Annotated in this window: 2 protein-coding genes and 1 pseudogene; all 3 read right to left on the bottom strand. The window is 59.8% G+C overall.

Annotated elements, in window-relative coordinates:
• The coding region (locus B3Q33_RS10915; RefSeq protein WP_286827531.1) for an NAD-dependent epimerase/dehydratase family protein at positions 1-614 on the bottom strand (614 nt) is incomplete at its 3' end.
• Positions 596-1504 (bottom strand): bile acid:sodium symporter family protein, encoded by a 909-nt coding sequence (locus B3Q33_RS10920; protein ID WP_272962212.1) that lies wholly within the window; start codon positions 1502-1504, stop codon positions 596-598. The genes B3Q33_RS10915 and B3Q33_RS10920, both read right to left, overlap by 19 nt.
• 1 nt (position 1505) lies before the next feature.
• Positions 1506-1940, bottom strand: a pseudogene (locus B3Q33_RS10925) (NAD(P)/FAD-dependent oxidoreductase); the annotation flags it as partial.

Here is a 1940-nt window from a genome sequence, read left to right on the forward strand (position 1 = left end):
ACCACATCCTGATCCCAGATAAAGACAAAGGGCGATGGCGAACCGGCCACCGCCACCAGGCGGGGTTTCTCGAAAAGACGGGTAATCAAGTTACGGGTATTGGCGCCCAGCACGGTGCCCGGGCGCAGCACCAGCTGCTTCAGTGCCGGGTGTTTCTGGCGATACTCCGCCAGCAAGTTTTCCACCTGGCGCTTGTGATCCGAGTAGGGAAATTCCGGGTTGCCGCGCAGGGCATCATCTTCATCCAGCCAAGCGGGATTATCAGGGTGATAGCCGTAGGCGGCGCCGGAGCTGGTCACGACCAGCTGTTCCACGCCGGCCGCCACACAGGCATCCAGCACATTGCGGGTACCGTTCACATCGATATCGAAATCCCGGGCCCGGTCGCCGGAATCCTCCAGCACGGCGGCCAGGTGGACCACCTGCTGAATGTGGTGCTCACCCAGCAGGCGCCCCAGATTCGGGTCACGAATATCCATCTCGTAAAACGGAAACCCGGCACTGTCATCCGCGCGAATATCCACCCCTACCACATGGTGATCCTGGCTGAGTCGTCGAGCCACCTGGCTACCGATATAGCCGGCAGCGCCGGTAATCAGGATGCGTCGTCGCATGCGCCCTCCTCACGGCCATGGCCTCGTGACCACCACCAGGCCAGCAACAATCCGGAAATCAGATGCCAGACGCCCCAGAACGCGGCGATCAGGATCATGCCGCTGGCTTGCGGGAAAAACGTAAACAGAATGGCCAGGCCCAGGCCGGAATTCTGAATCCCCACTTCCATGGTGATGGCACGTCGATCCTGCCGGGGCAGACCCGTGAGCATGCCGGCAAAGGCCCCCATGCCCAGCGCCAGCATATTCTGCAGCACCACCAGAATGACGATTCGATCCGCCGTGGCCAGGAACACATCCATGTTGTTGCTGAACGCCACCCCAACAAACAACAACAATACCAGCAGCGTGATCACCCGCATGGGCTTCTCGGCTTTCGCGGCAAAACGCGGAAACAGCTTGCCGGTCATCATTCCCACCAGCAGTGGCAGCCCCAACACCAGCACCACCAGGATCAGGATGTTCATGCTGTCCAACTGGATTTCGGTGAGCATGGAACGGGTATTGGGGTTTAGCCAGCCATAGAGGGCGAAGTTGAACGGTGTCATCACCATGGCCACCAGGCTTGAGATGGCAGTCATGCTTACCGATACCGCCACATTGGCCCGCGCCAGCCAGGTCATGATGTTGGAAAACGAACCGCCCGGACAGGACGCCACCAGAATCATGCCCAGCGCCATTTCCGGCTCCACTTCAAAGAACCAGGTGGTCAGGCAGGTGGCGGCGGGCAACAGTACGAACTGGGCAAGCAGACCGACAATGGGCGCATCCGGGCGCTTTAGCACGCGCCGGAAATCCTCACCGGTGAGCGACAGGGACACCCCGAACATCATGAATGCCAGGATGACGTTGAGAATCAGCAGATTCTCGCTACTGAACTGAACCTCCACCTCACACCCCCTGTTTCAGGTCGGCGATGTGGGCGTTGACCGCCTTGCGATAGCTGTCCTTGTGCACGTAGTAGGCCATACGTTCCAGCTTCAGGTAGTCGAAGCCGCCATCCAGGGTCTGTCCGGCTTCCACGCTGGCTTTCTTCTCCAGCTTGTCTGCCTCCGGGTGCTTGTTCTGCCGGGCCTTGATGTAGAGAGCCACCATCTCCGCCTGCTCATTGCGCCCTTCCCAGCCCAGGCCGGCGGCTTCCACCATGCCCATCATGAACAGGTTACGGTTCTGCGGGTGGAACACATTCAGGTATAACTGCGGCGCATCGGCGTTGTGCCAGTTCAGCTCCGAGGCATCGATAAAGGGGTAATCCAGTTTGTAGCCCGTGGCCATCAGGACCAGGTCATAAACCCGGGACTGGCCGTCGGCAAAGGTCACCGTGTC

Origin of the sequence: Alcanivorax sp. UBA3183, from assembly GCF_002364155.1 — a bacterium.
In the GTDB taxonomy this organism is placed as follows: Bacteria; Pseudomonadota; Gammaproteobacteria; order Pseudomonadales; family Alcanivoracaceae; genus Alcanivorax; species Alcanivorax jadensis.